Raw genomic sequence first — 26,226 nt, forward strand, 5'->3', positions numbered from 1 at the left:
GCAAATCTTTCCACCAGCCTGCGAGTCTTCGGCTTGGCTTTCGGGGCGTACCGAACTGCTATGGGGCCGCGGCGTGCTCAAAGTCACTCCGCCGGCAGCGTCAAACTCACAGTCAGTCCGCCACCCTCGCGATTCGCCAGTGCAATCCGCCCACCGTGCGCTTCCGCAATCTCGCGTGCCAGCGCCAGACCCAGCCCGCTGCCGGTGCGCTTGGTCGAATAGAACGGCACCAGCGCGTTGGCCAGCACGGTCTCCGACATGCCCGGGCCGCGGTCGCCGACTTCCATGCGCACCATCCGGCCGATCTGGCGCACTGCCAGGCTGACTTTGTCTGGCGATGACCCCGATTCGTGTGCGTTCTTGAGCACGTTGATCAGCGCCTGTTCGATCTGTGCGGCATCGAAACGGACGTCGTCCTCCGGCGGCGTGCCGTCCAGATGGAACGCATAGTGCTGCTGCAGGCGCATCAGGAACGGCGTCCACTGGACTGTCTCGAGTTCCGGCACCGGCAGCTTGGCAACGCTGGAATAGGCGCGCAGGAAGCCGTGCAGATGGCGCGCGCGTTCTTCGATGGTGTCGAAGATGCGGTCGAGCTTGCTGTAGTCCTGCCGACGCAGCAGCTCGGCGCCGGAATGGGCGAGCGAAGTGATCGGCGCCAGCGAGTTGTTGAGCTCGTGGCTGATCACGCGGATGACCTTCTTCCAGGTCGCCACTTCCTGGCGATTGAGTTCGGCAGTCAGCCGCTTGAACAAATACAGCGTGTGCACCCGGCCGTTGAGGTGGAACTCGCGTCGCGCCAGGTGGTAGGTCTCTTCCTGGCCGGCGTGTTCGAAGGTGAAGAGGCGGTCGCGGCCAGCGCCGAGCGCCTCGCGCAACGGTGCGGGCGTGCGCTCGATCAGCTGGGCGAAGCGCAGGCCCTCGATCTTGCGGCCGTCGTTGAACAGCTGTCGCGAGGCCAGGTTGCCGTAGACGATCGCGCCACCGGGCTCGGTCAGCACCAGCGAGGTCGGGGTGTTCTGCACCACGGTGTCGAGCAGCAGTTCACGCTGGAACAGCGATTGCCGTTCCTGGCGCAAAACGTTCCCAAGTTCGTTGTGCGCCTCGACCAGGTCATCGAGCTCGTCGTTCGATTGCCGGGCGAGGCTGAAGCTGAAGTCGCCGTCGCGGAAACTCGCGACCGAGCCGGAGAGCGCGCGGAACAGGCTCAGCTGGCGTGCCAGGTACCGGTGCGCGAGCCACGGCGCCAGCACGGCGCACAGCAGTGCCGACAGCGACGCGGCCAGCGGCCAGTTGTCGAGCAGATAGTCGAACAGCACCGCGACACCAATGGCGACCAGTGCGAACGCGAACAACAGCAAGGCGAGCTTGCCGGTCAGCGAGAAACGGTGCGAAGCGGTGCCCATGGGATCAACGCGGAATGCCCAGCTTGTCCAGGCGGCGATACAGCGCCTGTCGGCTGAGTCCCAGTTCGGCGGCGGCCTGGCTCAGCACGCCACCGGCGCGGCGCATGGCCGCTTCGATCGCATCGCGGCCGATCTCGTCATCGCCGTTGGGTCTCGACAATGGCGGCGAAGCCGGCAGCCCGAGCTCCTCCGGGTCGATGCGGTCGGCTTGTCCGAGCAGCAACGCGCGCTGGATCGCGTTCTTCATCTCGCGCACGTTGCCCGGCCAGGCATGGCGCAGCAGGGCAGAGCGCGCCGCCTCGCTGAGCTGGCGGCGGCCGTCGAGGAACGACTCGGCCAGGGGCAGGATGTCGCCGCGCCGCTCCGACAGCGGCGGCACGCGCAGCTCGATCACGTTGAGCCGGTAGTAGAGATCCTCGCGGAAGGTGCCGGCGCCGATCATCGCCGGCAGGTCGGCATTGGTCGCGGCGATCACGCGCACGTCGACCTGGCGCTCGCGGTTGGAGCCCAGGCGCTGGAAGCGGCCGGTCTCGAGCACCCGCAACAGCTTCATCTGCCCGGCCGGCGGCAGGTTGCCGATCTCGTCGAGCAGCAGGGTGCCGCCGTCGGCGGCTTCGAACTTGCCCTCGCGCGACTTGTTGGCGCCGGTGTAGGCGCCGGCCTCGGCGCCGAACAGCTCGGCCTCGATCAGCTCCGACGGCAGCGCGCCGCAGTTGAGCGTCACGAACGGCCCGCTGCGCACCGACGAGTTGGCCTGGATGATCTCGGCGATGCGCTCCTTGCCGGCGCCATTGGGCCCGCTGATCAGCACCGGCACGTTGGCGCGGGCGACGTGGCAGGCCAGGCTGATCACGCGTTCGCTGGCCGGGTCCTCGAACACCACGCCGCGCAGGTCGTAGTCGCGCTCGAGCTCCTTGCGCCGGCGCCGCTCCTCGGCACGGCGTTCGGCCAGGGCGCGATTGGCTTCGCCCAGTTCGAGCAGGTTGGTCACCGCGGTCATCAGCTTGTGGTCGTCCCACGGCTTGCCGAGGTAATCGGCAGCGCCGGCCTTCACCAGCGCCACCGCCGATTCCAGCCGCGTCCACGCGGTCAGCAGGATGATCGGCAAGTCGGGATAGCGGTCGCGCAGGGTGCGGAACAAGGCGATGCCTTCTTCGCCGGAGGTGGTGTCGGCGGTGAAGTTCATGTCCTGGATGACCAGGTCGATGCGCTCGCGTTCGAGCAGATCCAGTCCTTCCTCGGGCGACTCGGCGCTCAGCACGCGCAGGTCGGCCAGGGAGAACAGCACGTCGAGTGCGACGTGCACGGCGTGGTTGTCGTCGATGACGAGGATGGTGCGCATCGGCGTAGCCTAGCAGTGGGCCACGTGGCCGGGATGTGCCGGACGGCGGGCGCCGTCCGGCACGGAGCCGCACTCAGACCGTGCGCGTGGCGACCGCCGGCGAGACACGGGTTGCGCGCGTGGCCGGGCCGAACACGGCCAGCTGGCCCAGCAGCAGCACGGTCAGCGCGCCCAGCGGCGCGTAGTACCAGGCCAGGCGCGGCAGCTCGTAATGCTTCATCAGCCACATGTTGAAGCCGTAGGTCAGCACCAGGCCGACCGCGACGCCGATGCCGACCACGATCAGGTTCTCGATCATGAAGTAGCGGCGGATGTCGAACCGGCGAGCGCCCAGGGCGCGGCGCGTGCCGATCTGCTTGATCCGGCGCGTGACCCAGAAGCTGACCATGCCGACGATGCCCAGGCCGGTGACGGCCAGCAGCGAGAAGATCACGGTGGTCAGCACCATGGTCATCGCGCGGTCCTGGCGGTAGCTGTCGCCGCGCACTTCCTCGATCGAACGCAGGCCGCGGACGATGCGGCCGCTGTTGATCTCGCCGAGCTTGCGTTCGGCTTCCTTCATGATCTCGTCGCGGCGACCGGGTTCGGCGCGGATGAGGTATCGCGAGCTGTTGGCATCGAACTCACCGAGGCTGTACTGCGGCACCAGGGTCGCGTTCTCGACCTTGTCCCAGCCGACCCACGGCGCCTGCAGGCGCTCGACCACGCCGACCACCGTCACCGGCCCGTTCTTGCCGGGCAGGCTGCTGTAGAGCGTCTTGCCGACCGCGCCACCGGGGAACAGCTTGTCGGCCAGCGCCTGGGTGATGATCACCGAGTGCAGCGTGCCCTTGTCGTCCTTGGTGCGCGGGCTGACATCGCCGGCATTGAAGTCGCGACCGGCGACGAGCTTGACGCCGAGGGTGTCGAGGCCGTGCTCGTCGACCATGTAGACGGCCGAGCTTTCACGGATCCGCTTGTCCTGCGGCACGGCTTCGGACTGGTCCGACAGGCCCTCGCTCCAGCCACCCTGCGACAGCGGCACCGAGTTGATGGTGGTCGCATTGATCACGCCGGGGATCGAGCGCAGTGCGACGAGGTCCTGGCGCAGGCTGCCTTCCAGGTCGAAGTCCGGCGCAAAGCCGAGGCTGTTGACGGTGAACAGCCCCGCTTCCTGCATGCCGCTGGGACGGTTCACCTTCTCGATGCGCTGCAGAATGATGAAGACGCTGTTGCACACGATCGCCAGGGTGATGGCGACCTGCAGCACGATCAGCAGCAGGCCGGTCTTGTTGCGCATCAGCGCGTTGAGTACTGGACGGAATTCCATCGACTGGCTCCCTTACTGCGTCTTCAATTGCGTGGCGGGCTGCACCTGGCAGGCGCGCCACGTCGGGTACAGGCCGGCGATCAGGCTGGCGACCAGCGCGATCAGCAGCGACAGCCCCACCATGGTCCAGTCCAGCTGCGCCAGTTTCTCGATCGAGGTGCCGGCGTAGAGCTTGCGCAGGGCGAGCAGGCCCAGGCCGGTGAAGGCCAGGCCGATCACGCCGCCGGCAAGGCCGACCAGGCCCGACTCGGTCAGGTACTGGGCGAACACCGCCGGCTTGCTGGCGCCGACGGCGCGGCGCAGGCCAATCTCGGGCGCCTTGCCCATGAACTTGGCCAGCAGCAGGCCCACCGTGTTGATCAGGCACACGGCGAAGAAGGCGAACGCCAGCCACACCTGCGTGCGCGCATCGCGGCTGACCACGCGCTCGGCGACCAGCCACTCCGACACGCTGCGCAGCTTGTTGTTCGTCGGGCGCGGGAAGCGGCCGTTTTTCTTCTGCTCGGTGACGTAGTTGTTGAGGAAGCTCAGGTAGCGCTGCGCGTCGGCGTCGTCCTTGACCTGCACCCACAGGTCGATCCAGATGCACTCCGAACCCAGCAGGCCCTGGTAACCCGGATCGGAACGGTCTTCATAGCAGCTGTTGTTGGAACCGCTGACCAGCTGCTTCTCGATGCCGATGCTCATCGGCACGAAGATCGCCTGCGGGTCGTTGAAGGCGCCGGCGGCGATGTGGTAGACCAGCGGCGTCGGGTGCCATTTGTCGAGCACGCCGACCACGGTGTAGTCCTCGCCACTGAGGCGCAGCTTGCGGCCGACGCTGTTCTCGCCGCCGAAGACCTTCTCGTTGGTCTCCTGGTCGATGACGGCCACGCGCGCGGCGTTGTCGTCCTCGGCCTGGCTCCAGCCGCCGCCGAACTTGAACGGCGGCTCGAAGATCGGGAAGAAGCCGTGGGTGGTGAACAGCGCCTCGACCATGTACGGCTTGATCTCGCGCTGCGGCGGTTCCAGCGACAGCACGTTGGGGAAGAAGCCGGCTTCCTGCTCGGCCTTGTGCGCGGCGACCAGGTTGCGCACGTCCTGATAGGTCATCAGGTCCGGCGGCTCGGCCGGGTTGTCCTCGTCCCATGGCTCGTTGGCGTCCCAGTTGTCGACCTGCACGCGACGGACCTGTTCGTCCTTATGCGACAGCGGGTTGGCCGACATCATGTGCAGCACGGTCATCGAGGTCATCGACATGCCGATGCCAAGCGCGATCGCGGCGACCATCAGCGCGGTCAGGATGCGATTGCGCCTGAGCGAGATGATGGCCAATCGGAGGTAGTAGCCCATCATGGCGTGATCCTCAGTTGGCCGGCACGGTGGCGGCGGCTGCGGCGGGCATGACATCGCTGCCCAGGCGCGGTGCATCGTCGAGGTCGGTGACCTGGCCGTCGATGATGTGGACGTTGCGCTGCGCGCGCGCGGCCAGTTCCGGGTCGTGGGTGACCATGACTATGGTCGTGCCCTGCGCGTGGATCTCCTCGAGCAGCTCCATCACCCCGCGCGCCATCAGCGAGTCGAGGTTGCCGGTCGGTTCGTCGGCGAGCAGCAGGCGCGGCGAGCCGGCCAGGGCGCGGGCGATGGCGACGCGCTGCTGCTGGCCGCCGGAGAGTTCGGACGGGTAGTGCTTCATGCGCGACATCAGGCCGACGCGGCCAAGCGCGTGCTCGATGCGCTGCTTGCGCTCGGCCGCGTTCATGCCGCGGTAGCGCAGCGGCACGTCGACGTTGTCGAACAGGTTCAGGTCGGGGATCAGGTTGAAGCCCTGGAAGATGAAACCGATCTTCTCGTTACGCAGGCGCGAGCGGGCGTTGTCGTCCAGCCCCTTCACCGATACGCCATCGAGCAGGTAGTCACCGTCGCTGAAATCCTCCAGCAGGCCGGCAATGTTGAGGAAGGTGGTCTTGCCCGAGCCCGACGGGCCGGTGACGGCGACGAACTCGCCCTCGCGCACGTGGATGTCGAAGCCGCGCAAGGCGTGCGTCTCGATCATGTGGGTGCGGTAGACCTTGCTCAGGTTGCTCATCTTCAGCATGTCGTTACTCCAGTGCTCGTATCAGTTGTTGACCAGCACCTGATCGGCGCCGTTGAAGGGGGTGATGTCGGAAATGACGACCTGCTCGCCCGGCTGCAGGCCGGAGAGGATTTCCACGTCGGACAGGCTGCTGGAACCCACCGTGATCGGCCGCTTGACCGCGGTGTCGCCGTCCATGACGTAAGCGATGCGGCCGCCGCCGGTGTCGAGGAACGGGCCGCGCTGCACCATCAGCACATTGGGCTTTTCTTCGATCAGCACGCGGGTGCTGACGCGCTGGTTCTGGCGCAGGCCGGACGGACGGCCTTCGGCGGCCTTGTCGTCGGCGAAGCGCACGCGCGCCATGACCTGGCCGTTGACCACTTCCGGCGAGACCGAGCGCAGCTTGCCGGCGTACTTGTGGCCGCCGTAGCTGATCTCGGCAGCCATGCCCAGGCGCAGGTCGTCGGCGAAGCTTTCCGGCACCGGCAGTTCGACTTCCAGTTCGCGCAGGTCGACCACGACCAGCAGCGCCTGGTTGATCGGCACCACCGTGCGGTCGGTGACGGCGACGGTGCCGACCACGCCCTCGACGGGCGAGCGGATGTTGAGTTCATCGACCTGGCGCTGCAGCTCGCCGACGACGGCCTGCTGGCGCTGCGCGAGCAGGTGCTTGTTGCGGGTATCGAGACCGACGCCCTGGTCCTGCAGCTCATAGTCGCGTTTGGCGTGCAGCAGGCCGATGTCGGCCTTCTTGACCGCGTCCTGCGCGCGCGCCACTTCGACCTGCGACACCGCGCCGCCCTCGAATCCGCGCTGGCCGCGTTCGAGGTCGCGCATCGCCGCGGTGCGGTCGATCTCGGCCTGGTCGAGCAGCTTGCGTGCGGTCGAACGGGCGAGCTGGGCGTCGAGCGCGGCACGGCTGGCTTCGGCCTCCAGGCTGGCCAGCGTCGACTGTTCCTGGACCAGGCGGCTGCGCAGCTCCGGGCTGTCGATCTCGGCCAGGGTCTGGCCCTGCTTGATGACGTCGCCGGCCTGGACCCGCAGCTTCACGGTGCCGGCTGCCGGGGCGTACAGGGTCGGGCTGACTGCGGCAACCATGCGGCCCTGCACCGCGACGTCGCGGACCAGGGTGCCGCGGCGGACCTCGGCCAGGCGCAGGCGCTCGCCGCTGACCGACTGGCCCGAGCCGAGCCAGCGCCCGACCGTGGGTACGGCCAGGGCCAGCACCAGCGCGGCGGCGATGCCGCCGCCGATCAGCAGCTGCTTGCGCCGCGGGTTGGCCGGGGCGGGGGCGATAACACGGTCTTGTGCAGAGGTGTCGCGGATCATGCGGTGTTGGATGCGCTGGAATGGGAATGCGCTTAAACAACGCAGGAACCGTGCCACCCGGCCGATCCAGTGGAATCAGTGACTTGGGGGCAGCGCCGGGTGTCCGCAGTGTCCGCGCGGACACTGGCGTGTCCGCCGTACAGCGGCGGTACCGCGGCCGCGGCTAAACTAGCGGGACAACGAGGGAGTACGACCGAATGTGTGGAATTGTTGGTGCGATCGCCGATCGCGACGTGGTACCGGTCCTGATCGAAGGCCTCAAGCGCCTTGAGTACCGCGGCTACGACTCGGCGGGCATCGCCGTGTTCGACGGACAGGACATGCGCCGCGTGCGCCGCACCGGACGGGTCTCGGAGATGGAAGCGGCCGCGCACGCGGAGGATTTCCATGCCGGCCTGGGCATCGGCCACACCCGCTGGGCGACCCATGGCGGCGTCACCGAGGCCAACGCCCACCCGCACATCAGCTTCGGCGAGCTGGCGGTGGTCCACAACGGCATCATCGAGAACCACGAAGAGCAGCGCGAGCGCCTGCGTGGCCTGGGCTACTCCTTCGAATCGCAGACCGACACCGAAGTCATCGCCCACCTGATCCACTACTACCAGTCGCAGGGCCGCGACCTGCTGGCGGCGGTGCGCTTCGCCGTGCGCGAGCTGACGGGCGCCTACGCCATCGCCGTGGTCAGCAAGCACGAGCCGGGCCGCATGATCGCCGCGCGCATGGGCTGCCCGCTGCTGGTCGGCCTGGGCGACGGTGAGAACTTCATCGCCAGCGACGTTTCGGCGATCGTCCAATCCACGCGTCGCGTGATTTTCCTGGAAGAGGGCGACACCGCCGAAGTGCGCCGCGAAGGCGTCAGCGTGTTCGACATCCAGGGCGAGCCGGTCGAGCGCGAAGTGCATGTCTCCGACGTGTCGCTGGCGTCGCTGGAGCTGGGCCCGTACCGCCACTTCATGCAGAAGGAGATCCACGAGCAGCCGCGCGCGATCGCCGACACCATTGAAGCGGTGATGGACGGCAACGCATTTTCGCCGGCGCTGTTCGGCGCCAACGCCGCCGACGTGCTCGGCGCGATCGAAGGCGTGCAGATCCTCGCCTGCGGCACCAGCTACTACGCCGGCCTGACCGCACGCTACTGGATCGAGGCGATCGCCGGCATCCCGTGCTCGGTCGAGATCGCCAGCGAGTACCGCTACCGCAAGGCGGTGGCCAACCCGAAGCACCTGATCGTCACCATTTCGCAGTCGGGCGAAACGCTCGACACGATGGAGGCGCTGAAGTACGCCAAGTCGCTCGGCCACGACAAGTCGCTGTCGATCTGCAACGTGCCCGAGAGCGCGATCCCGCGCGCGAGCAAGCTGGTGTACTACACCCGCGCCGGCGCTGAGATTGGCGTGGCCTCGACCAAGGCCTTCACCACGCAGCTGGTGGCGTTGTTCACCCTGGCTGCGACCCTGGCGAAGCTGCAGGGGCGGTTGTCGGTGGAGAAGGAAGCCGAATACCTGGAAGCGCTGCGTCACCTGCCGGGCAGCGTGCAGCACGCACTCAACCTGGAACCGCAGATCGTCAGCTGGGCCGAGCGCTTTGCGCCGCGCCAGCACGCGTTGTTCCTCGGTCGCGGCGTGCACTACCCGATCGCAATGGAAGGCGCGCTCAAGCTCAAGGAAATCTCCTACATCCACGCCGAGGCCTACCCGGCCGGCGAGCTCAAGCACGGGCCGCTGGCGCTGGTCGACGCGACCATGCCGGTGGTGGTGATCGCGCCCAACGACAGCCTGCTGGAGAAGGTGAAGTCGAACATGCAGGAAGTGCGCGCGCGCGGCGGCGAGCTGTTCGTGTTCACCGACGAGGACAGCCAGTTCGGCCCGTCCGACGGTGTACACGTGATCCGCGCGCCGCGCCACGTCGGCGTGCTGTCGCCGGTGGTGCACGCGATCCCGGTGCAGTTGCTGGCGTACCACGCGGCCCTGGCGCGCGGCACCGATGTCGACAAGCCGCGCAACCTGGCCAAGTCGGTGACGGTGGAATGAACGACGGGGGCTGGCCGCGCTTTGTGGTGTTTGGGAATAGTTGGTCCAACTCAATGCGCTAGGACCATCAATAGTTGGTCCAACTGACTTAGAGAGAAACGGTACCAATTTGGTGCCAACCCATCGACAGACGGAACCCGACGCTGCCGCTGCCGATGGCCTGCACCGCATGGTTGCTGTTGCCGTTGGGGCGGGCGACCGTAACGGTGGTGTTGCCCAGAGTAACGGTGGCGCCGCTTTCGGCACTGACGCCGTGCATGTTGACGGACGCGCCGGAGACCGGGGACATGGTGATCGCCGATCCCGTGGCGAAGATGCTGCTGCCGGCGCCAACTGCGCGCAGTCCGATCTGGCCGCTCGCCGCCGCACCGATGGAGGTCGTGGCAAGCGAGCTGCCATTGAACTGGATGAGTCCGCCGGTCTGCGCAAATGCACCGACGGAACTTGCCGCTCCCAGACGCACTGAAACGCCGTCGGCAGTGATCACGCCGCCGGAGCCCGCTGCACTCAAGCCTGCCGCGGCGGCGGTTGATACCGTGACCGTGGTTCCCGACGCAACCACGCATGCAGTGCCGTTCACCTGGATCGGCGTCGGGCATGCCACCTGCGCGTAAACAGGTGACATCAACGCAGAGGCTATCCAGAGCGACAACGGGAGCCGGCGCAGTCTTGCGCCACTTCGTGAGATGTTCGGCATGGCCACACCTGTCCTTTGCGGCGCAAAGCGTCGCGAAGCGACCAGGGGCACGGACCACCGCGCGTGACGACTTCGCGACGTAGCCGCTTCAGGTACCACAGGAGCCGTGAACGACAGGTCGACAGCGACGTGTATCAACGCCAGGCCCACTCGCGCTCAGTGCATCACACCTGCACGCAATGGCTTCGTGCGATCACGCTTGCCACAATCCCCGCGCTTCCTCGGCGATCACATCTGGGAACTCTTCGGGCCAGAAGGTCTTGGCGCCGGCGAGGCGACGCACTCCGCGCGAGTTGCCGAACGCGCGGGCCAGCCTGTCGGGACTCTCGGGCGAAAAGATGGTGTCTGCCGTGCCCCACACGATGCGTACCGGGGCCTTGCAGCTTTTCAATGCCGGGCCTATTCCTGCCAGCGGATTGGGCTCGAACGCCACCAGCGTCGCATCGACCAGGGCCCGTTGCTCGGCCGATCTGATCAGCGGCGAGAAGTAGTAGTCGATCGACTCGTCGGTAAGGGTGGCCGGATCGGCATAGACCGCGCCGCCGAACGTACGACGTGCAGAGGTCTTGTCGGCCAGCCAGCCGGGGAAGACATCGGTGGATCGCCCCTGATGCGCCAGTGCCAGAAGCGGCTTGAGTGCCGGCGGCGGACTGTCGAGTTCCTCGTCGCCATTGGTCAACAGCATGCTGCGGACGCGTTGCGGATAGCGCGCGACGAACAGTTGCGCGATTGCGACGCCGCTGTCGTTGGCCACCACGTCCACGCTGTCGACGCCGAGTTTGTCCAGCAGTGCCGCCAGCATCGCCGCCTGCGCCGCCGGCGCCACGCTCTGGCCGGCAGCGACGCGCGTGTACCCCAGTCCCAGCAGGTCAGGGGCAATGCAACGGCGAACCGACGCGAGGCGATCGAATGCACCGCGCCACTGGAATCCATTGATCGGATGGGCGTGCAGGAACAGCGCCGCCGGGCCGCGCCCGAGCTGGGCATAGGCGATCTCGCCGAAACTCGTGCGGGCCGAGCGCCGCAGGGCGCGGAAGCGCGCCACATCCAGAGGGTGCGCCAGAGCCGCGCCGCCGGCGCCGCGGCCAGCGGCCAGCAGCGGTGCGTATGCGCCTGCAATACCGGCTCCAACCGTGGCCGCAGCCAGGCCCATGAAATTCCTGCGGTTCATACCGTCACTCCCGAAATGGATGTCAGGAGTGCACGGTGGCGCGCCAGTTGCTGGCGCGCGCGCACGATCAGCCGGGCGCGAGCACGAACGGATGATTCGCTTTCGCGATCAATGCCTGGCGAGGAACGGGACGATCAGGTCGATGGCCTGCTGTGGTTGTTCTTCCATGATCCAGTGGCCCGAATCCTGGATCACGGCGCCTTCGACGTTCGAGGCGACGTACTCCACTTCGGTTTTCATCGAAGCGCCGTAGGAGTGGTCGCCGCCGATGGCGAGGACCGGAATCGCGATCTTCCCCGACTTGGCGAACGTCGACTTGTTCTCTTCGGCGTCGCGGGAGAAGGCCTCGAACTGCCCGCCAAGCGCATTGTGGATGGCGCCGGGTCGCGCATAGAGTTCGGCGTAGTGCGCGCGGGTTTCCTCATCGATGCCGGCAGGGTTCGCGCCAAGATCGTTGTAGAACCGGTCCAGCAGGATGCGCTCGCGGCCCGCCACCAGGCGCTCCACATCGGGCCCGCGGAAATTGAAGTGCCACACCTTCGGGTTGGTCAGCTGGGCTTGCCAGGTTCCCATGCCGGGGAGTGGTGCATCCATCACCACCCAGGCCGTCACCCGGTCGGGGTAGTGCGTGGCGAGCGCATAGCCGACCATGTTGCCGATGTCGTGGGTGACCAGCTGCACCTTCTTGACCTTCAACTTGTCGAGAATGCCGACGAGGTCGCGCGCCTGTGCCGCTTTCTCGTAGCCGTCTTCGGGGTGCGACGACAGGCCCATGCCGCGAAGATCGGGCACGATCACCAGATGGTCCTTGGCGAGCCGGGTCGCCAGCGGTTCCCACATGTCGCCGGTGTCGCCGAAGCCGTGCAGAAGAACCACGGCCGGTCCCTTCCCGCCCACGCGGACAAACTGCGTGCCGCCGGCCACCGCCATCTGGCTGTCGTGGAAGCTGTCGGGGAAAGGCTGCACCCCGGCCGCGGCCTCAGTCATCGGCAATGCGCAAAGCATCAGCGGCACGAGCACGGCGCGGGCCATGGACTTCAAGCAGGACATATCAGCTTCCTTGTTGCGGGCCAGCAGCGGGTCGGCACGGTCCATGAAGGGACCGGGCAAGCTGCATCCCTCGAACGCAACGCGGGGCTGGGTGCGGCCAGCGCCAGGCATGGCATCGCGCGACGGCCGTCGCGAATATGGGCCCAGCGACTGGCAGTATTCTCGGCAACTGTCAGCCACCTTCGGAGAAGGCCATGCAACGTGTCACCGGTATTGGCGGCGTCTTTTTCAAATCAGCAGATCCCAAGGCCCTGGGCGCCTGGTACCGCGACCACCTTGGCCTGGACGTTTCCGACTGGGGTGGCGCGGTGTTCCAGTGGGGCGGGGCGGACAGCGCGCCCGGCATGACCATCTGGAGCCCCTTCGCCCAGGACACGGGCTACATGGAGCCGGGCACTGCGTCGTTCATGATCAATTTCCGCGTTGCCGATCTCGACAGTCTGCTCGCGGCGCTGCGTGCCGAAGGTTGCAACGTCCTCGACAAGACCGAAAGCTCCGAGCAGGGAAAGTTTGGCTGGGTGATCGATCCGGAAGGGAACAAGGTCGAACTCTGGCAGCCGCCTGCCGGGCAGTAGACTGGACTGCGCAAACAATCCGGATCACGGCGAGGCAAGGAGAGAGAACCCATGGCTGACGATCTTGCTGCGGCTAACGTCAATCGGTCTTATCAGCTCGCGGCGTCGAGCATCGCGATCTTCACGTTCCTGCTGTTCTTCCTGTATCCCAGGTTCACAAGCGGCCAGGTCAACGCCATCGCATTCCAGGCCACGCTGGTCGCAATGGGTGTGGCGACGTTCGCTTTCGCCTTCTCCTCGTTCTTCTATTACGGCGCCGCGCTTTCCGGGCGGATCGACGATGTCGAGCGTGCCCGGTATTCGCGACGGGCCGACCGCCTGTGGCTGACCGGTTGCGTGCTCCTGTTTCTCGCGCCGAGCATGATCCTCTTCACGGTCGGGCTGCTGGTCGTGGCGTCTGCCTGGTTCGCGCTGTGGCTGGTGTACCTGATTTTCGTCGCGCGCTACTTTCCCCGCATCCAGACCTAGAACAAGCGTTGAGCCTGGCAATTTCCGTGCCGGTTGCTTCGCGCGGGCGTGGAAGGGCCGGGCATTGATTCACTTTGCTCAACAGCGAATTTCCGTTGGCCGATCTACCGGCTCGGCCGAGCCGCGCTTAACGTCGCCATGCCACTGCGAGCCGCAACGCGCGGATGGCGTGTCGACCGGAACGGCTACAAGGAGCGCAGACATGAGCCCTGCAGATTCCTCTTCCAGAAGGCCGCCATCGCAGCTGCCTGAGGCCGACGGTGACTTCTACCAGTTCGCCAAGACGCTGTCTGACGACGACAACGCCATTCGCCTGAAGGTGCGGACCTTCATGGAGGAACAGGTCCAGCCGATCATCTCCGGATTCTGGGAGCGCGACGAGTTCCCCTTCGAGCTGCTGCCCGGCTTCAAGGCGCTGGCAATCGCCGGGCTGCCCTATCGCGGCTATGGCTGCGCCGGACGCAGCACCACGCTGCTGGGTTTTGTGATGATGGAAATGGCACGCGTGGACGCATCGATGTCGACGTTCTTCGGCGTGCATACCGGGCTGGCCATGGGCTCGATCTACCTGTGCGGATCGGAGGAACAAAAGCAGCGTTGGCTGCCTTCGATGGCGGCGATGGAGCAGATCGGCTCGTTCGCGCTGACCGAGCCCGATGTCGGCTCCGGAACTGCCGGCGGGCTGACCACCACGGCCAAGCGCGAAGGCGACACCTGGACCCTCAACGGCCAGAAGAAGTGGATCGGCAACGCCACCTGGGGCGACCTGACGATTGTCTGGGCGCGCGACGTCGATGACGGCCAGGTCAAGGGTTTCATCGTCCAGAACAAGTCCGCCGGTTTCCACGTGGAAAAGATCCTCCACAAGATGGCGCTGCGGGTGGTGCAGAACGGCCTGATCACGCTCACGGACTGCCGCGTCAGCGAATCCGACCGGCTGCAGAACGCCAACACCTTCAAGGACACGGCGCGCGTGCTGGCAATGACCCGGGCCGGCGTGGCCTGGGAGTCGGTGGGCTGCGCGAGGGGCGCCTACGAGCATGCCCTGCGGTATGCGCAGCGACGAATGCAGTTCGGCAGGCCCATCGCAGGATTCCAGCTGGTGCAGGACCTGCTGTTCCGCATGCTGTGCAACATCACCTCGAGCCAGGCCGTCTGCGTGCGACTTTCGCAGATGCAGGACCAGGGACTGATGCGCGACGAGCACGCGTCCCTCGCCAAGGGTGTCTGCACGGTGCGCATGCGCGAGACCGTGGGCCTGGCAAGGGAACTGCTGGGAGCGAACGGCATCCTGCTCGACCAGCAGGTGGGACGGTTCGTGGCCGATGCCGAGGCGCTGTACTCCTACGAGGGCACGCGCGAGATGAACGCGCTCATCGTGGGCAGGGCGATCACCGGCTTCAGTGCATTCGTGTAGATCCGCGTCGCGACACCGTCGTGGTTTCTGAACGGGCTTGAGGGCGATCGCGGCCGCAGCCCTCTCCGGTCCAGCGCGATCAGGTCGTTGGCTCCTCACGCACAGGATGAGCGGGAGAAGGCAGATGAGCGTGATCGTCATCGATCCGGGCCATGGCGGCACACAGGTGATCGGCGGTTCCAGTCCGAACAACGCCACCGGGCCGCAAGGCACCAAGGAAAAGAACCTGACCCTCGATGTCGCGCGGCGGATCGTGCCGCTGCTCACGGCAAAGGGTCATACGGCGGTGCTGACACGCGACAGCGACGTCAACCTGGGCCTCACTGCGCGCGCCCACGTCGCGCGCGACCGCAAGGCCGCGGCGTTCATCGCGATCCACTTCAACGGCTTCAACGGCCGCGCGCAGGGAACGGAGACCTTCGTCCACGCGCGTTCGGGCGCGGCGTCGACGGCGCTGGCCAAGCAGGTCCAGCAGTTCCTGCTGGCGGTGACCCAGCACACCGACCGCGGCCTCAAGCGGGCGCAGTTTGGCGCGCTGTCGCCGGCCTCGCACCACGCCACTACCGCGGCGTGCCTGGTCGAGGTGAGCTTCATGGATGTCGCGCAGGAGGAGCAGCGGCTGCTGCAGGAGCCGTACCGGCAGGGCATCGCCGAGGCGCTGGCCGCGGCGGCGCAGGCTTTCGTGGAGTCGGCTTCGTTTGGCCTGGAGACGTCGGCGGACGAGGCTGAATTCCCGGAGCCGGAGGACGGATTCGAGCTGATCGTGCGCTGACGGCGACGGACGGTGTCCGTAAAGCCCGGTCCCCGGCGTTGCCAATGTTGGGGGGGCGCTTCTGGCGGAGGTCCAGATCATGTCCTACAGCGAGCTGGAACTGCGGATCCAGTGGCTCGACCCAGGCAAGTACTTCGTAGGCGGACGCTACATCGACCCGGAACAGGACCGGGAAACCGACCTGATCGATCCGGTCCGGATCGACATCGACCTGGCAACGCTCCAGGGCCATGCCCTGGACGGAGACGCCTACGGCGCCGCATTGACCGACATGGTCTTCGGCGGCCCCGGCAACCGCATCTTCGATGCCTTCGTGCAGGCGCGCACCGCTGCGGCGGCACGTGATGGCCTGCGCATCCGCCTGCATGTCCAGGCCAACGCACCTGAGCTGCACGCCGTGCGCTGGGAGTTGCTGCGCGAGCCGGGCAAGGCGACCTCGCTGCTGTCGAACCAGAACGTGTGGTTCTCGCGCTTCCTGAGCACCGACGACTTTCGCCTGCGGCCGCTGCAGGATCCCAACACGGTGCGGGTGCTGGTGGTGGTGGCCAATCCGTCCGACCTGACGACGCGCTGGCAGCAACCGGCGATCAATGCCGATGAAGAATTCCGCCAGGCCGAGGAAGCAATCGCCTCACAGTACGGACGCAGCCCGCGCGAGATCGTGGTGCGACGCCTGGCCGGCCGCGCGTCGGTCTACAGCATTGTCTCCGACCTGCGCGACAACTACTCCGACGTGCTGTATCTGGCCTGCCACGGCACCATTACCCAGGAGGGCGAGCCGCGGCTGCTGCTGGAAGGCGACACCGGCCTGGGCGAGATGGTCCGCGGCGAAGAGCTGGTGCAGCGTTTCGCCGCCACCGAGGACCGCCCGCGGCTGGTGATCCTGGCGTCATGCAAGAGCGCCGGTGGCGGCGGCGCGCAGGGACTGGCGGCACTGGCGCCGCGACTGGCGCAGGCGGGCGTTCCCAACGTGCTGGCGATGCAGGGCGATGTCACCGTGGCCTCGGTCAATCGCTTCATGCCGCGCTTCTTCCGCGAGCTGGCCAGCGACGGGCAGATCGACCGCGCGGTCGCAGCCGCACGCTTCGACATCCTCGACCAGCCCGACTGGTGGATGCCGACGCTCTACACCCACTCCAAGAGCGGTGTCCTGTGGCCGCCGCGCAGCGTCGACATCGACGGGTTCGACCAGTGGGAGGCGGTCGTTTCCAACATCCGCAACAAGCGCTGCGTGCCGGTGCTGGGCCCGGGACTGGTCGAACCGGTGATCGGTTCGACCCGCGAGATCGCCCGCGCGTGGGCCGAACGCTACGAGTTCCCGCTGGCGCCCCGCGACCGCGATGACCTGGCGCAGGTGGCCCAGCATCTGGCGTACCGCAACAGCCCGGGGTTTGTCGTCGATGCGATCCGCTCGTACGTCGTGCGCTACCTGCGGCGCAAGTTCCGCGACCAGCTCACCGACGAGCTGATGCGCGAGCGCGTGCAGGAAGGCCTGGTCGACCGCATGGTGTCGCACATCGGCAAGGGCCTGCGCGCAGAGAATCCGGCCGAGGTGCATACGCTGCTGGCGCGCATGCCGGTGCCGATCTACGTCAACGCCAACCGCGACAACCTGCTCCACGACGCGCTCATCGAACAGGGCCGCAAGCCGCACATCCAGCTGTGCACCTGGCGCAGCAGCGGCGACCTCGGCATTGCCCACGGACCCGCTGTCGAGGACGGGTATGTCCCCAGTGTCGATGAGCCGCTGATCTTCCACGTCTTCGGCAACTACCAGTACCCCGAAAGCCTGGTGATCACCGAGGACGACTACTTCGAGTTCCTGATGGAGGTCACGCGCAACGAAACGCTGCGCGAGAACGGCATTCCGCATGCCGTCACCGCCGCGATCTCGACTTCGGGCTGGCTCCTGCTCGGCTTCCAGGCCGAGGACTGGGACTTCCGGGTCGTGCTCGGCAGCGTGTTGCGCCAGCCTGGCCGCGAGATCTCCCGGCGCCGGACCAGCGTCGCCATCCAGATGAATCCCGCCGGCGAGCGCATCGTCCCGGCGCGCATGTACAAGTACCTGCGCAAGTACTTCGAAGAACAGTCGCATGTGAACCTGTTCTGGAGTTCGCCCGAAGAATTCATGGTCGAACTGATGGAGCATTACGAGCGGGCGGTGAAGGCCGACGAAGAGGTGCCGGCGTGAACAATGCCGCAGGGAACGGTGCTGTCGGTGCTGCGGGCGTCAAGGCCGTGCCCGTTGCCGTGCCGGCAACGGCATCGCCTCCAGCCTTGCCGTCGAATCCCTTTGTCGGTCCGGTGCCGCTGGACGTCGGCCAGACCCTGCATGGCCGGCGCCGCGAGACCGAGGAACTGTCGGACCTGCTGGTCAGCAAGCGCATCGCGCTGCTGTTCTCCCCGTCTGGCGCGGGCAAGACGTCGCTGATCCGCGCCGGCCTGATTCCGAAGCTGGAGGACGCCTATGACATGGAGGCGTTGCCGATCGTCCGGCTCGGCCATCGCGACGCGGAGTGCGACAACAATCCGTCGATCAACCGCTACCGGCTGGCCACGTTGTACGCGCTGGAGAAGCTGCGCGGAGAGGACGAGCGACGCCAGGCGCGCGACCTGTGCGGTTACACGCTCAAGCAGTACTTCGAGGAGTGCGTGTCCGCCGCGCTCGGCCGCGATGCCGAAGGCGAACCGCACTATCCGCTGCTGATCCTCGACCAGTTCGAGGAGCTGTTCGTCGCCGATCCGCTCGATGTCGACCGCAAGCGCGAGTACCTGGAAGAACTCGGCGACCTGCTGCGGGGGGCGACGCCAGGCCGTTGGGGTGGTGAAGCGGGCGCGCAGATCTGGGCCCTGTTCGCCATACGCGAGGATCGCCTGGCCGAGCTGCAGCCCTACCTGGACCTGATCCCGACCGCGCTGTCGTTCCGCTACCGGCTCGATGCACTCGGCGTGGACGCCGCGCGCGAAGCCATCGGCGAGACCGCCGGTCCGCAGTGGATGGCCCAGGACGTGCCGCCGCGCCTGGTCGAGGACCTGTGCCAGGTGTCGGTGCGCGGCGCCGACGGCAGGGACACGCTGCAGCCGGGACGCTTTGTCGAGCCGGTGCAGTTGCAGGTGGTGTGCCGGCGGCTGTGGACGAAGGTCGTGCTGCGTGAAGGACGCAGGATCGAGGTCGGTGACGTCACCGCGCGCGGCCTCAGCGAGGTCGACAGCGCGCTTCGCGAATTCTTCGATGACGAGATTGCCGCGGCGGCCGAGGAGTCCGGAGTTTCCGAGCGCACGCTGCGCGAGTGGATCGGGACCAGCCTGATATCCGAATCGGGCGTGCGTACCCAGGCTTTGCGCGACAGGACCCAGCTGGGACAGGTCGACGAAGCCGTCACCCGCCTGGTCGACGCCCACCTCCTGCGCTCGGACTCGCGCGCCGGGCGCGACTGGATCGAGCTCCCACACGACCGCCTGGTGGCGCCGGTGCTCGCCTCCAACAAGGCGTGGGAGCAGGCACACCTGCAACCGTTCCAGGTTCGTTCCAGGCTTTGGCACGAAGCCAGCGGGGAATACGCGCGTCACCTGCTGCTGCCCGCTGAAGAGCTGGCGGCCGCCAACAGATGGGCGGCCGACCATCGCGGCGACATGAACGAAGACGAAGACGAGTTTCTGCGTACCAGCGCAGAGGAAGTTGCGCGGTCCAACCGCGCGCGCAGGGATCGCAATCTGTTGCGCGGGGTGATCGGTGCCAGCGCGGTGGCGATCATCGCCGTGGTCAGTGCATGGGGGCTGGTCGAACGGAAACAGAAAGCGCAGGCGGTGAAACGCTCGGCCCTGTACCAGACGGTCGCTTCGACCCGCGACATGACCGCACCCGGGGAGGCGCTCAACATGCTCTTGCCGCTGAGGGAACAGGCCGATGCGCTGGACAAGGAGGGCAACCTCAAGCGTGCCGTCGACAATGCCATCGCGATGCAGCTGACACGTGCACAGGCGGCGGTGATCCGCGAGCTGGCGCCGCGCGACCACATCGTCTGGTCTGTTGCATTCAGCCCCGATGGTGACCGCGTGCTTGCCGGATCCTGGGACGGACACATCTCGGTCCAGAACATCGCCGTGCCGGGGTCGGATGTGTACGTCACACCGGATCTGCGCACGCAGACCTACGCCGTGGCGGTTCACGGGGACCTGATCGCGTCGTCGCACTGGGACGGCCGCGTGCTGCTGTGGCGAATGGACAAGGGAAAGCTGCGGCAGGTCGCGGTGCTCGTGCCGGTCCCCAATCGCGGGCGCCTGACAACGGCCGCCTTCAGCGACGACGGCCGCTGGCTGGCCGCTTCGGGTTGGGGCAAGAGGGTGGAACTCTGGGACCTGGCCAACCCCACGGCACCGATCCACGTCGCTTCGTTCGGAAAAGGTGGCGCTCCGGTCCAGAGCATCGCATTCCTGCCGCGCGGCGCTGCGCAGCAGCAAAGGCTCGCGTCCACCGACTACGACGGAAACGTCCGTCTGTGGTCAGTGGGCGGCGACCAGGCTGAACCACAGCAGCCGCAGCAGGAGTTCAGCATCAAGGACCACCTGGGAAGAGAGGTGGGCATTTCCGCGTCTGCCGCCGATCCGTCGGGACGCTACTTCATCGCCGGCGATACCGAAGGATCGCTGCACGTGTGGGACCTTGCGTCAGCGGACCGTACACGCAATGGAATCCGACTGGATCGGGCGTCGCATGGAGGCAGCGAGAGTCCGAGCGACCGGGCCGTCAAGGGCCTGGCCTTTGCATCCGGTTCGAACGATTTTGTCAGCGTGGGGGTGGATGGCTACCTCGTGCGATGGCGGTTGCCGGCCGATGCCTCGGACCTGGCGGACTTGAACCGGCGCGCCTGGGCGCAGCGATTCAAGATCGGAGAGCGTCTGTTCAGCGTGGCCTACCGGCCGAAATCGCGCGCGCAGGTCGTGGTCGGCGGGACGCGGCAGATCCTGCTGCTCGACCTCGACAAGGGACGCGGCCCGGCGTTGTCGCATCAGTTCCCTGCTTCGCTCCAGAAGTCCTGGTCGGAGCTGTCGATGAACGTCGACGGCACCCGCATTGCCGCGCGTTCAACCGATGGAATCATCCAGCTGTGGCAGCGCGAGGGCGGCCGGGTCAAACCCATGCCGCAATGGACCCTGCAGGCGGCGGATGCGGGGAAGTTCGTACTCTCGGCCGATGGCCAGCGTCTGGTCACGGTCGGTTGTCATGGCATTCCGACCGAATGGGTGCTGCCGCCTGGAAAGGCTCCGCAGAATGCGGGCCCGCCGTCGGCGGTCCGGCAGAGCCACTGCGACAACGACACCACAACGCCAGCCGTGAGCCCGGACGGACACTTTCTGGCGACGTCCAGCAAGAACATCCTTCGCGTCTGGGCGCGCCGGGAGGGAGCGTCGGGGCCGTGGGTCGAAGTGGCGTCGACTTCGCTTCGGCAACGCGTGGGCGACAGCTCGATCGCCCCGGACGCGGACAGGATCTCGGCCATCGCATTCGACCCTCACTCGCGGCGACTGGCCGTCGGCTCGGCCTACGGCACGGTGCGCCTGTGGAACATCGCACGCGGCTCGTTCCCGAAGCCTTACCTGCCTGTGGCCTACAGCGACGTCGGGCAGCGCGTGTCCGAGCTGGCATTCCGTGGCGACGGAACCCTGTTGACCGGCGCCGATGACGGCCTGATCACCACGTGTTCGGTGCCGGGACTGGAGAAGCGGGAGATCTACCGGCGACACGAGCGTTCCATCACGGGGGTGGCGGCGGCAGGAACGGGCGACGGTGTACTGGTGACATCGGACGCCGACGGCAACCTGTTGCAATGGATCAAGCGCAACAAGCGTGTTTCGCCATTTGAGCTGGCAGCGCGTGGACGCGCTCCACTCAAGGCGATCGCCCTCAGTGGCGATGGAGCGTTCCTGGTGACCGCCGGTGACGACCTGCTCGCGTGGGACCTGGATCGCAGCCGCATGATTGCAACCGCCGGGCAGTACGCCAGGCGCAGTGTCGGCGACCCGACCGCGGACGGTGATGAGGACACCGGGCCATGAGCACCGAGCCCACCGGTTTCAACGGCATCGATGCCACCACGGGCGAGTACCTGCAGACGCCATCCGTCGAACAGATCTCGCGCGCGGCGCGTGGCGAGCCGGCGGAACCGGTCGTCGAGCGCGATGTGCTCGTCGCCAAGCAGCACGCGATGGCGCCCACGTTTGGCGTTCCCTTCGGCGTCGATCCTGCCGACCTGGCGCAGACCGGCTGGGGCATCGTCCTTGCCCACGATGCGCCGCCCGAGGTATTGGATGCTCTCAAGCCGTTGTGCGACCTGCGCAATGCGCAGGCAGGCGCGCGCTACAAGGCATTCACCGGACCGGCGGCCTACCGTCCGGATGACCGCGCCCGCACCTGGCTGGCGCGCCAGGGCGCGGCGCTCGGCCTGCCGCAGATCGACAAGGTGCCTTATTACCTGCTGATCGTGGGCGGCCCCGAATCGATTCCGTTCCGCTTCCAGTACGAACTCGGGATCAACTATGCGGTGGGCCGGCTGCATTTCGACTCGATCGACGGCTACCGCAACTACGCCGCCAGTGTCATCGCCAGCGAGCAGCGCAGCCCACAGCCTGGACCGAGACGGGCGAGCTTCTTCGCGGTCAACAACGACGATGACCGCGCGACGAAACTGAGCAGCCAGATGCTGGTCGCGCCGCTGGCCGACAAGCTCGCGACCCGGCAACCGCAATGGCAGCTGGAGCGCATCCTCGCCGCCGAGGCCACCAAGGCGCGGCTCGGCGCATGCCTGCAGTCGGCCCCCTCCATCGTGTTCACTGCCAGCCATGGCATGGGCTTCCCGCTGGGCGATGCAAGACAGCAGCGGCACCAGGGCGCGCTGCTGTGCCAGGACTGGCCCGGGCCGATCCGTCACCGCGGCGCGATCCCGGAGGCGTTCTATTTCTCCGGCGACGACGTCAGCGACAGCGCCGACCTGTCGGGCACGATCGCATTCCATTTCGCCTGCTATGGCGCCGGCACGCCGCAGCGCGACGACTACGCGCCGGCCGGCACCGTCCCGGCGACGATTGCCAGCGCCCCCTTCCTTGCGCATCTGCCGCAGCGACTTGCCGGCAAACCCGATGGCGGCGCGCTGGCGGTGATCGGGCACGTCGAGCGCGCCTGGACCTACTCGTTCTCCTGGCCGGGCGTCGGCGCGCAGACCAGCACCTTCGAGGAGTGCCTGCATGCGCTGATGTCGGGCGTGCGCGTAGGCGCGGCCATGGACGCGTTCGCGATGAAGCACGCCGACCTTGCGGTAACGCTCAACGGCGAGCTCGACGCCATCAAGTACGGCGCCGCCGTCGACGACTACACCCTGGCCGGTCTGTGGACCGCCCACCACGATGCGCGCAGCTACGTCGTCATCGGCGATCCCGCTGTCCGCCTTTCCGTTTGATGGAGCTTCGCCATGCCGATCGAGACCCTTGCAGCCACCGGAACCCGCTACTACCTCGTCGCGCTCGACGAGAAGGGCAGGGAGCGCAGCGACGACAGCGATGGCCGCATGCGCGACCGGATCCTGGAAGCGATCCGGGCCGAACACCCCACCGACATCTTCGTCTTCATCCACGGCTGGAAGGGCGACATGCCCGCGGCCAGGCAGCAGTACGCATCGTGGATGGCGACCTTGATGGCGCAGTCCGGCGACATCGCCCGCGCCGGCCCGGACTTCGTCCCGTTGCTGATCGGCCTGCACTGGCCGAGCCTGCCGTTCGGTGAGGAGTCGCTGGCAGCGGCCGCTGGCGAGTCGTTCGGCATCGGTGGCGATGCGATCGAGGCCGAGGTCGAGGCGGCCGCCATGCAGATAGCCGACACGCCTGCCGCGCGCGCGGCGCTGCGAACCATATTCGAAGCAGCGCAGGGCGAGTTCACGCCCGCCTCGCTGCCGGCGGAGGTCGCCGAGGCCTATCGCGTGCTCGACGGCGAGGCCGCACTGGGCGCGCAGGGCGTGGAAGGTGATCCGGGCTCGGATCGCGAGCCGTTCGACCCCGCCGCCGCCTACGCGCGCGCGCTGGAGGGGGCGGACAGCTTCGGCAGTGGTGGCGCGCGCAAGGCGCTGCTGTCGCCGCTGGTGCAGTTGTCGTTCTGGAAAATGAAGGAGCGCGCCAGGCGCATCGGCGAGAGCGGCGGATTCGAACTGCTGTCGGCGCTGATGGCGGCCACCAGCGACCGCAACGTGCGATTCCACCTGATGGGGCACAGCTTCGGCTCCATCGCCGCATCCGCGTCCGCGTGCGGGCCGGCCAATGCGAAGCTGCCGCGCCGCGTGCAGTCGGTGGTGCTGGTGCAGGGCGCGTTGTCGCTGTGGTCGTGCTGCGACAGCCTGCCCGATTCACCGCGCAAGGCCGGTTACTTCCGTCGCCTTGCCGCGGGCGACGTGGTGGCCGGCCCGATCGTCACCACGCGCTCGGAGCACGACATGGCCGTTGGTTCGCTGTATCCGGTCGCGGCCGGCGTCGCGCGCCAGGTCGATTTCGCGCCGGGCGCCTTCCCGAAGTACGGCGGCGTCGGCACCTTCGGCCTGCGTGGCGGTGGCCTGGAGATCGTCGACCTCGACGTGCAGGACGCGAGCTTCGCCTATGGCTTCAAGCCCGGGCACATCTACAACGTCAACTGCAATCGCGTCATCCGCGAAGGCGGCCCGCCGTCTGGCGCGCACAGCGACATCGCCAGGCCGGAAGTGGGTCACCTGGTCTGGTCGGCAGCGTTGGGCTGACCGGCACGAATGCAGACAGGGCCGCGAAGGCCCTGCCTGCATATGCCGGGCGAACGTCAGCTGCGGAAGAACGCCAGCAGGTCGGGGTTGATCACGTCGGCATGGGTCGTGCACATGCCGTGCGGGAAACCCTTGTAGACCTTCAACGTGGCGTTGCGGAGCAGCTTCGACGACAGCATCGCCGAGTCGGCGATCGGCACGATCTGGTCGTCGTCGCCGTGCATGACCAGCGTGGGTACTTCTATACGCTTGAGATCGTCGGTGAAGTCTGTTTCCGAGAACGCGGCGATGCAGTCGTACTGCGCCTTGGCGCCACCCATCATGGCCTGGCGCCACCAGTTCGCCCGCACCGGTTCCGCAAGGGGCGTGCCGGGACGGTTGTAACCGTAGAACGGCACCGGGAAATCCCAATAGAAGCCGGCACGGTTGGCGGCAAGGCCCTTGCGGATGCCGTCGAACACCTCGCGCGGCAAGCCGCCCGGGTTGGCTGCCGTCTTCAGCATCTGCGGCGGCACCGCGCCGATGAGCGCCAGCTTGGCCACCCGTCCTGCGCCGTGGCGGGCGACATAGTGAGCAGCCTCGCCGCCACCGGTGGAATGGCCGACGTGGATGGCATCGCGCAGGTCCAGGTGCGCTGCCAGTTCGGCGAAGTCGGCGGCATAGGTGTCCATGTCGTTCCCGGTCGCCGTCTGGCTCGAGCGGCCGTGGCCGCGCCGGTCGTGGGCGATGACGCGATAGCCCTGGTCGAGGAAGTACAGCATCTGCGTGTCCCAGTCGTCGCTGGACAGCGGCCAGCCGTGATGGAAGACGATCGGCTGACCTTTACCCCAGTCCTTGTAATAGATCTCGGTGCCGTCTTTGGTGGTGATCGATTGCATGTCGTGGTTCCTCGTGGGGGACGTGGTGCGCTTGGGGGGCTTGGCACGCATGCACCATAGAAATCAAACCGGGCCGGCGGTAGCCCCGCGCCAGTGCCCACGCTGTTGATTCCGGCGCACCAATGCCTGGCATGGCGTTGAACGCGATACACGCGGATTGATGCTTCACGGGCAACAGCGTGGGCCCGCTGCGGGCGCTACCGGTCGCGATTCGGGGGACCTAGCATCAATCGACCGCGCACAACCGGTGCGCCGGATCGACTGTTCAACTGGCGGAGCGCTGCCATGACATCCAGCAACACCACTGTCGGTTCATCACGCCTCCTGGCCGGTGTGACCGTGCCGGACACCGAGCTGGTCGCCGCGGCCGTCGGGTTCGCCCGCGAGCACAGCGATGAGTACCTCTTCAACCACGTCATGCGCTCGTGGCTGTTCGCGACCCTGATCGCACAGAAGAAGGGCGAGCCCTTCGACGCCGAAGTGCTGGCGGTGTCCGCGCTGTTGCACGACATCGGTCTGACCCGGGCCGTCGACGGTCCGCTGCGGTTCGAAGTGGAAGGCGCCAATGCGGCGCGCACGTTCGCCCGTGGCCAGGGCGTGGACGAACGGCGGACCCAGCTGATCTGGGACAGCATCGCGCTCAACTCCACGCCCTCGATCTGCCTGCACAAGGAGGCGGAAGCGGCCCTGTGCGTGATGGGCGTGGCGCTGGACTGGGGTGGATGGGGTTACGACAGCCTGGGCGCGGAGGAAATCGCGCGCATTGTCGCGGCGTACCCGCGTCTGCAGATGAAGCAGCGCTTCACCCAGGCTGTCTGCGGCATCTGCGAGCGCCACCCGGACACGACGTACGACAACTTCGCCCGCGATTTCGGTGAACGCTACGTGCCCGGTTACCGGGCGCCGTCCATGGTCGACGCGCTGCTGGCCGCGCCGTTCGAGGAATAGCCGG

20 protein-coding genes are annotated in these 26,226 nt (G+C 67.1%); 10 read left to right on the plus strand and 10 right to left on the minus strand.

The genetic code is table 11. From position 1 onward, the window contains the following. Window positions 1–83: 83 nt before the first annotated feature. From AC1DER_RS08755 to AC1DER_RS08780, 6 genes are all read right to left on the minus strand, one after another. Window positions 84–1,403, minus strand: a complete 1,320-nt coding sequence (locus tag AC1DER_RS08755) for a sensor histidine kinase (protein ID WP_477244421.1) — start codon at window positions 1,401–1,403, stop codon at window positions 84–86. Window positions 1,404–1,407: 4 nt separating this feature from the next. Next, entirely contained in the window at window positions 1,408–2,745 is a 1,338-nt protein-coding gene (locus tag AC1DER_RS08760) for a sigma-54-dependent transcriptional regulator (protein WP_477244423.1), read from the minus strand. Window positions 2,746–2,818: 73 nt separating this feature from the next. After that, window positions 2,819–4,054: an ABC transporter permease gene (locus tag AC1DER_RS08765; RefSeq protein ID WP_477244425.1), complete on the minus strand. Its 1,236-nt coding sequence runs from the start codon at window positions 4,052–4,054 to the stop codon at window positions 2,819–2,821. 12 nt (window positions 4,055–4,066) lie between these two features. Then, window positions 4,067–5,386 (minus strand): ABC transporter permease, encoded by a 1,320-nt coding sequence (locus AC1DER_RS08770; protein ID WP_441816512.1) that lies wholly within the window; start codon window positions 5,384–5,386, stop codon window positions 4,067–4,069. Between the two features lie 13 nt (window positions 5,387–5,399). Further along, on the minus strand, window positions 5,400–6,131 hold the full coding sequence (locus tag AC1DER_RS08775; protein ID WP_441816513.1) for an ABC transporter ATP-binding protein: 732 nt from the start codon (window positions 6,129–6,131) through the stop codon (window positions 5,400–5,402). 21 nt (window positions 6,132–6,152) lie between these two features. Next, window positions 6,153–7,442: an efflux RND transporter periplasmic adaptor subunit gene (locus AC1DER_RS08780; RefSeq protein ID WP_477244428.1), complete on the minus strand. Its 1,290-nt coding sequence runs from the start codon at window positions 7,440–7,442 to the stop codon at window positions 6,153–6,155. 197 nt (window positions 7,443–7,639) lie between these two features. Between AC1DER_RS08780 and glmS the strand changes: the two genes are divergently transcribed. Further along, window positions 7,640–9,472, plus strand: a complete 1,833-nt coding sequence (gene glmS / locus AC1DER_RS08785; RefSeq protein WP_441816515.1) for a glutamine--fructose-6-phosphate transaminase (isomerizing) — start codon at window positions 7,640–7,642, stop codon at window positions 9,470–9,472. 88 nt (window positions 9,473–9,560) lie between these two features. Here glmS and AC1DER_RS08790 read toward each other — a convergent pair whose 3' ends face one another. The 3 genes from AC1DER_RS08790 to AC1DER_RS08800 form a co-directional block, all read right to left on the minus strand. Continuing rightward, window positions 9,561–10,169, minus strand: a complete 609-nt coding sequence (locus AC1DER_RS08790; protein WP_477244432.1) for a hypothetical protein — start codon at window positions 10,167–10,169, stop codon at window positions 9,561–9,563. A gap of 193 nt (window positions 10,170–10,362) precedes the next feature. After that, window positions 10,363–11,340, minus strand: coding sequence for an alpha/beta fold hydrolase (locus AC1DER_RS08795; RefSeq protein WP_477244434.1), 978 nt, complete (start codon window positions 11,338–11,340; stop codon window positions 10,363–10,365). A gap of 108 nt (window positions 11,341–11,448) precedes the next feature. Then, window positions 11,449–12,435, minus strand: coding sequence for an alpha/beta fold hydrolase (locus AC1DER_RS08800; protein WP_477244436.1), 987 nt, complete (start codon window positions 12,433–12,435; stop codon window positions 11,449–11,451). Window positions 12,436–12,584: 149 nt separating this feature from the next. On the opposite strand from AC1DER_RS08800, the gene AC1DER_RS08805 reads away from it, so the two are divergent. The 8 genes from AC1DER_RS08805 to AC1DER_RS08840 all read left to right on the plus strand — a co-directional run bounded on the left by AC1DER_RS08805 (window position 12,585) and on the right by AC1DER_RS08840 (window position 24,396). Continuing rightward, on the plus strand, window positions 12,585–12,965 hold the full coding sequence (locus AC1DER_RS08805) for a VOC family protein (protein ID WP_441816521.1): 381 nt from the start codon (window positions 12,585–12,587) through the stop codon (window positions 12,963–12,965). A 51-nt stretch (window positions 12,966–13,016) separates the two neighbouring features. Then, a complete protein-coding gene (locus AC1DER_RS08810) occupies window positions 13,017–13,433 on the plus strand; it encodes a hypothetical protein (RefSeq protein ID WP_441816522.1) in 417 nt (138 codons plus the stop codon). Window positions 13,434–13,635: 202 nt separating this feature from the next. Beyond that, window positions 13,636–14,850 (plus strand): acyl-CoA dehydrogenase family protein, encoded by a 1,215-nt coding sequence (locus AC1DER_RS08815; RefSeq protein ID WP_477357874.1) that lies wholly within the window; start codon window positions 13,636–13,638, stop codon window positions 14,848–14,850. A 124-nt stretch (window positions 14,851–14,974) separates the two neighbouring features. Then, entirely contained in the window at window positions 14,975–15,622 is a 648-nt protein-coding gene (locus tag AC1DER_RS08820) for an N-acetylmuramoyl-L-alanine amidase (RefSeq protein WP_477244441.1), read from the plus strand. A gap of 79 nt (window positions 15,623–15,701) precedes the next feature. Then, window positions 15,702–17,813: a CHAT domain-containing protein gene (locus AC1DER_RS08825; protein ID WP_477357877.1), complete on the plus strand. Its 2,112-nt coding sequence runs from the start codon at window positions 15,702–15,704 to the stop codon at window positions 17,811–17,813. Window positions 17,814–17,899: 86 nt separating this feature from the next. Beyond that, entirely contained in the window at window positions 17,900–21,679 is a 3,780-nt protein-coding gene (locus AC1DER_RS08830; RefSeq protein WP_477244445.1) for a WD40 repeat domain-containing protein, read from the plus strand. Further along, complete coding sequence (locus tag AC1DER_RS08835; protein WP_477244447.1) at window positions 21,676–23,076, plus strand: C25 family cysteine peptidase; 1,401 nt, start codon at window positions 21,676–21,678, stop codon at window positions 23,074–23,076. Before AC1DER_RS08830 ends, AC1DER_RS08835 begins: the two co-directional genes overlap by 4 nt. 12 nt (window positions 23,077–23,088) lie before the next feature. Next, window positions 23,089–24,396 (plus strand): hypothetical protein, encoded by a 1,308-nt coding sequence (locus tag AC1DER_RS08840; protein WP_477357880.1) that lies wholly within the window; start codon window positions 23,089–23,091, stop codon window positions 24,394–24,396. 56 nt (window positions 24,397–24,452) lie between these two features. Here the strand turns inward: AC1DER_RS08840 and AC1DER_RS08845 are convergent, their stop codons facing one another. After that, a complete protein-coding gene (locus tag AC1DER_RS08845) occupies window positions 24,453–25,274 on the minus strand; it encodes an alpha/beta fold hydrolase (RefSeq protein ID WP_477244451.1) in 822 nt (273 codons plus the stop codon). Window positions 25,275–25,559: 285 nt separating this feature from the next. Here AC1DER_RS08845 and AC1DER_RS08850 point away from each other — a divergent pair, with 285 nt between their 5' ends. Further along, window positions 25,560–26,222 (plus strand): HD domain-containing protein, encoded by a 663-nt coding sequence (locus AC1DER_RS08850; RefSeq protein WP_477244453.1) that lies wholly within the window; start codon window positions 25,560–25,562, stop codon window positions 26,220–26,222. The last annotated feature ends 4 nt before the right edge of the window (window positions 26,223–26,226 follow it).

The sequence above is a fragment of the Lysobacter sp. 05T417 genome, from assembly GCF_056396405.1.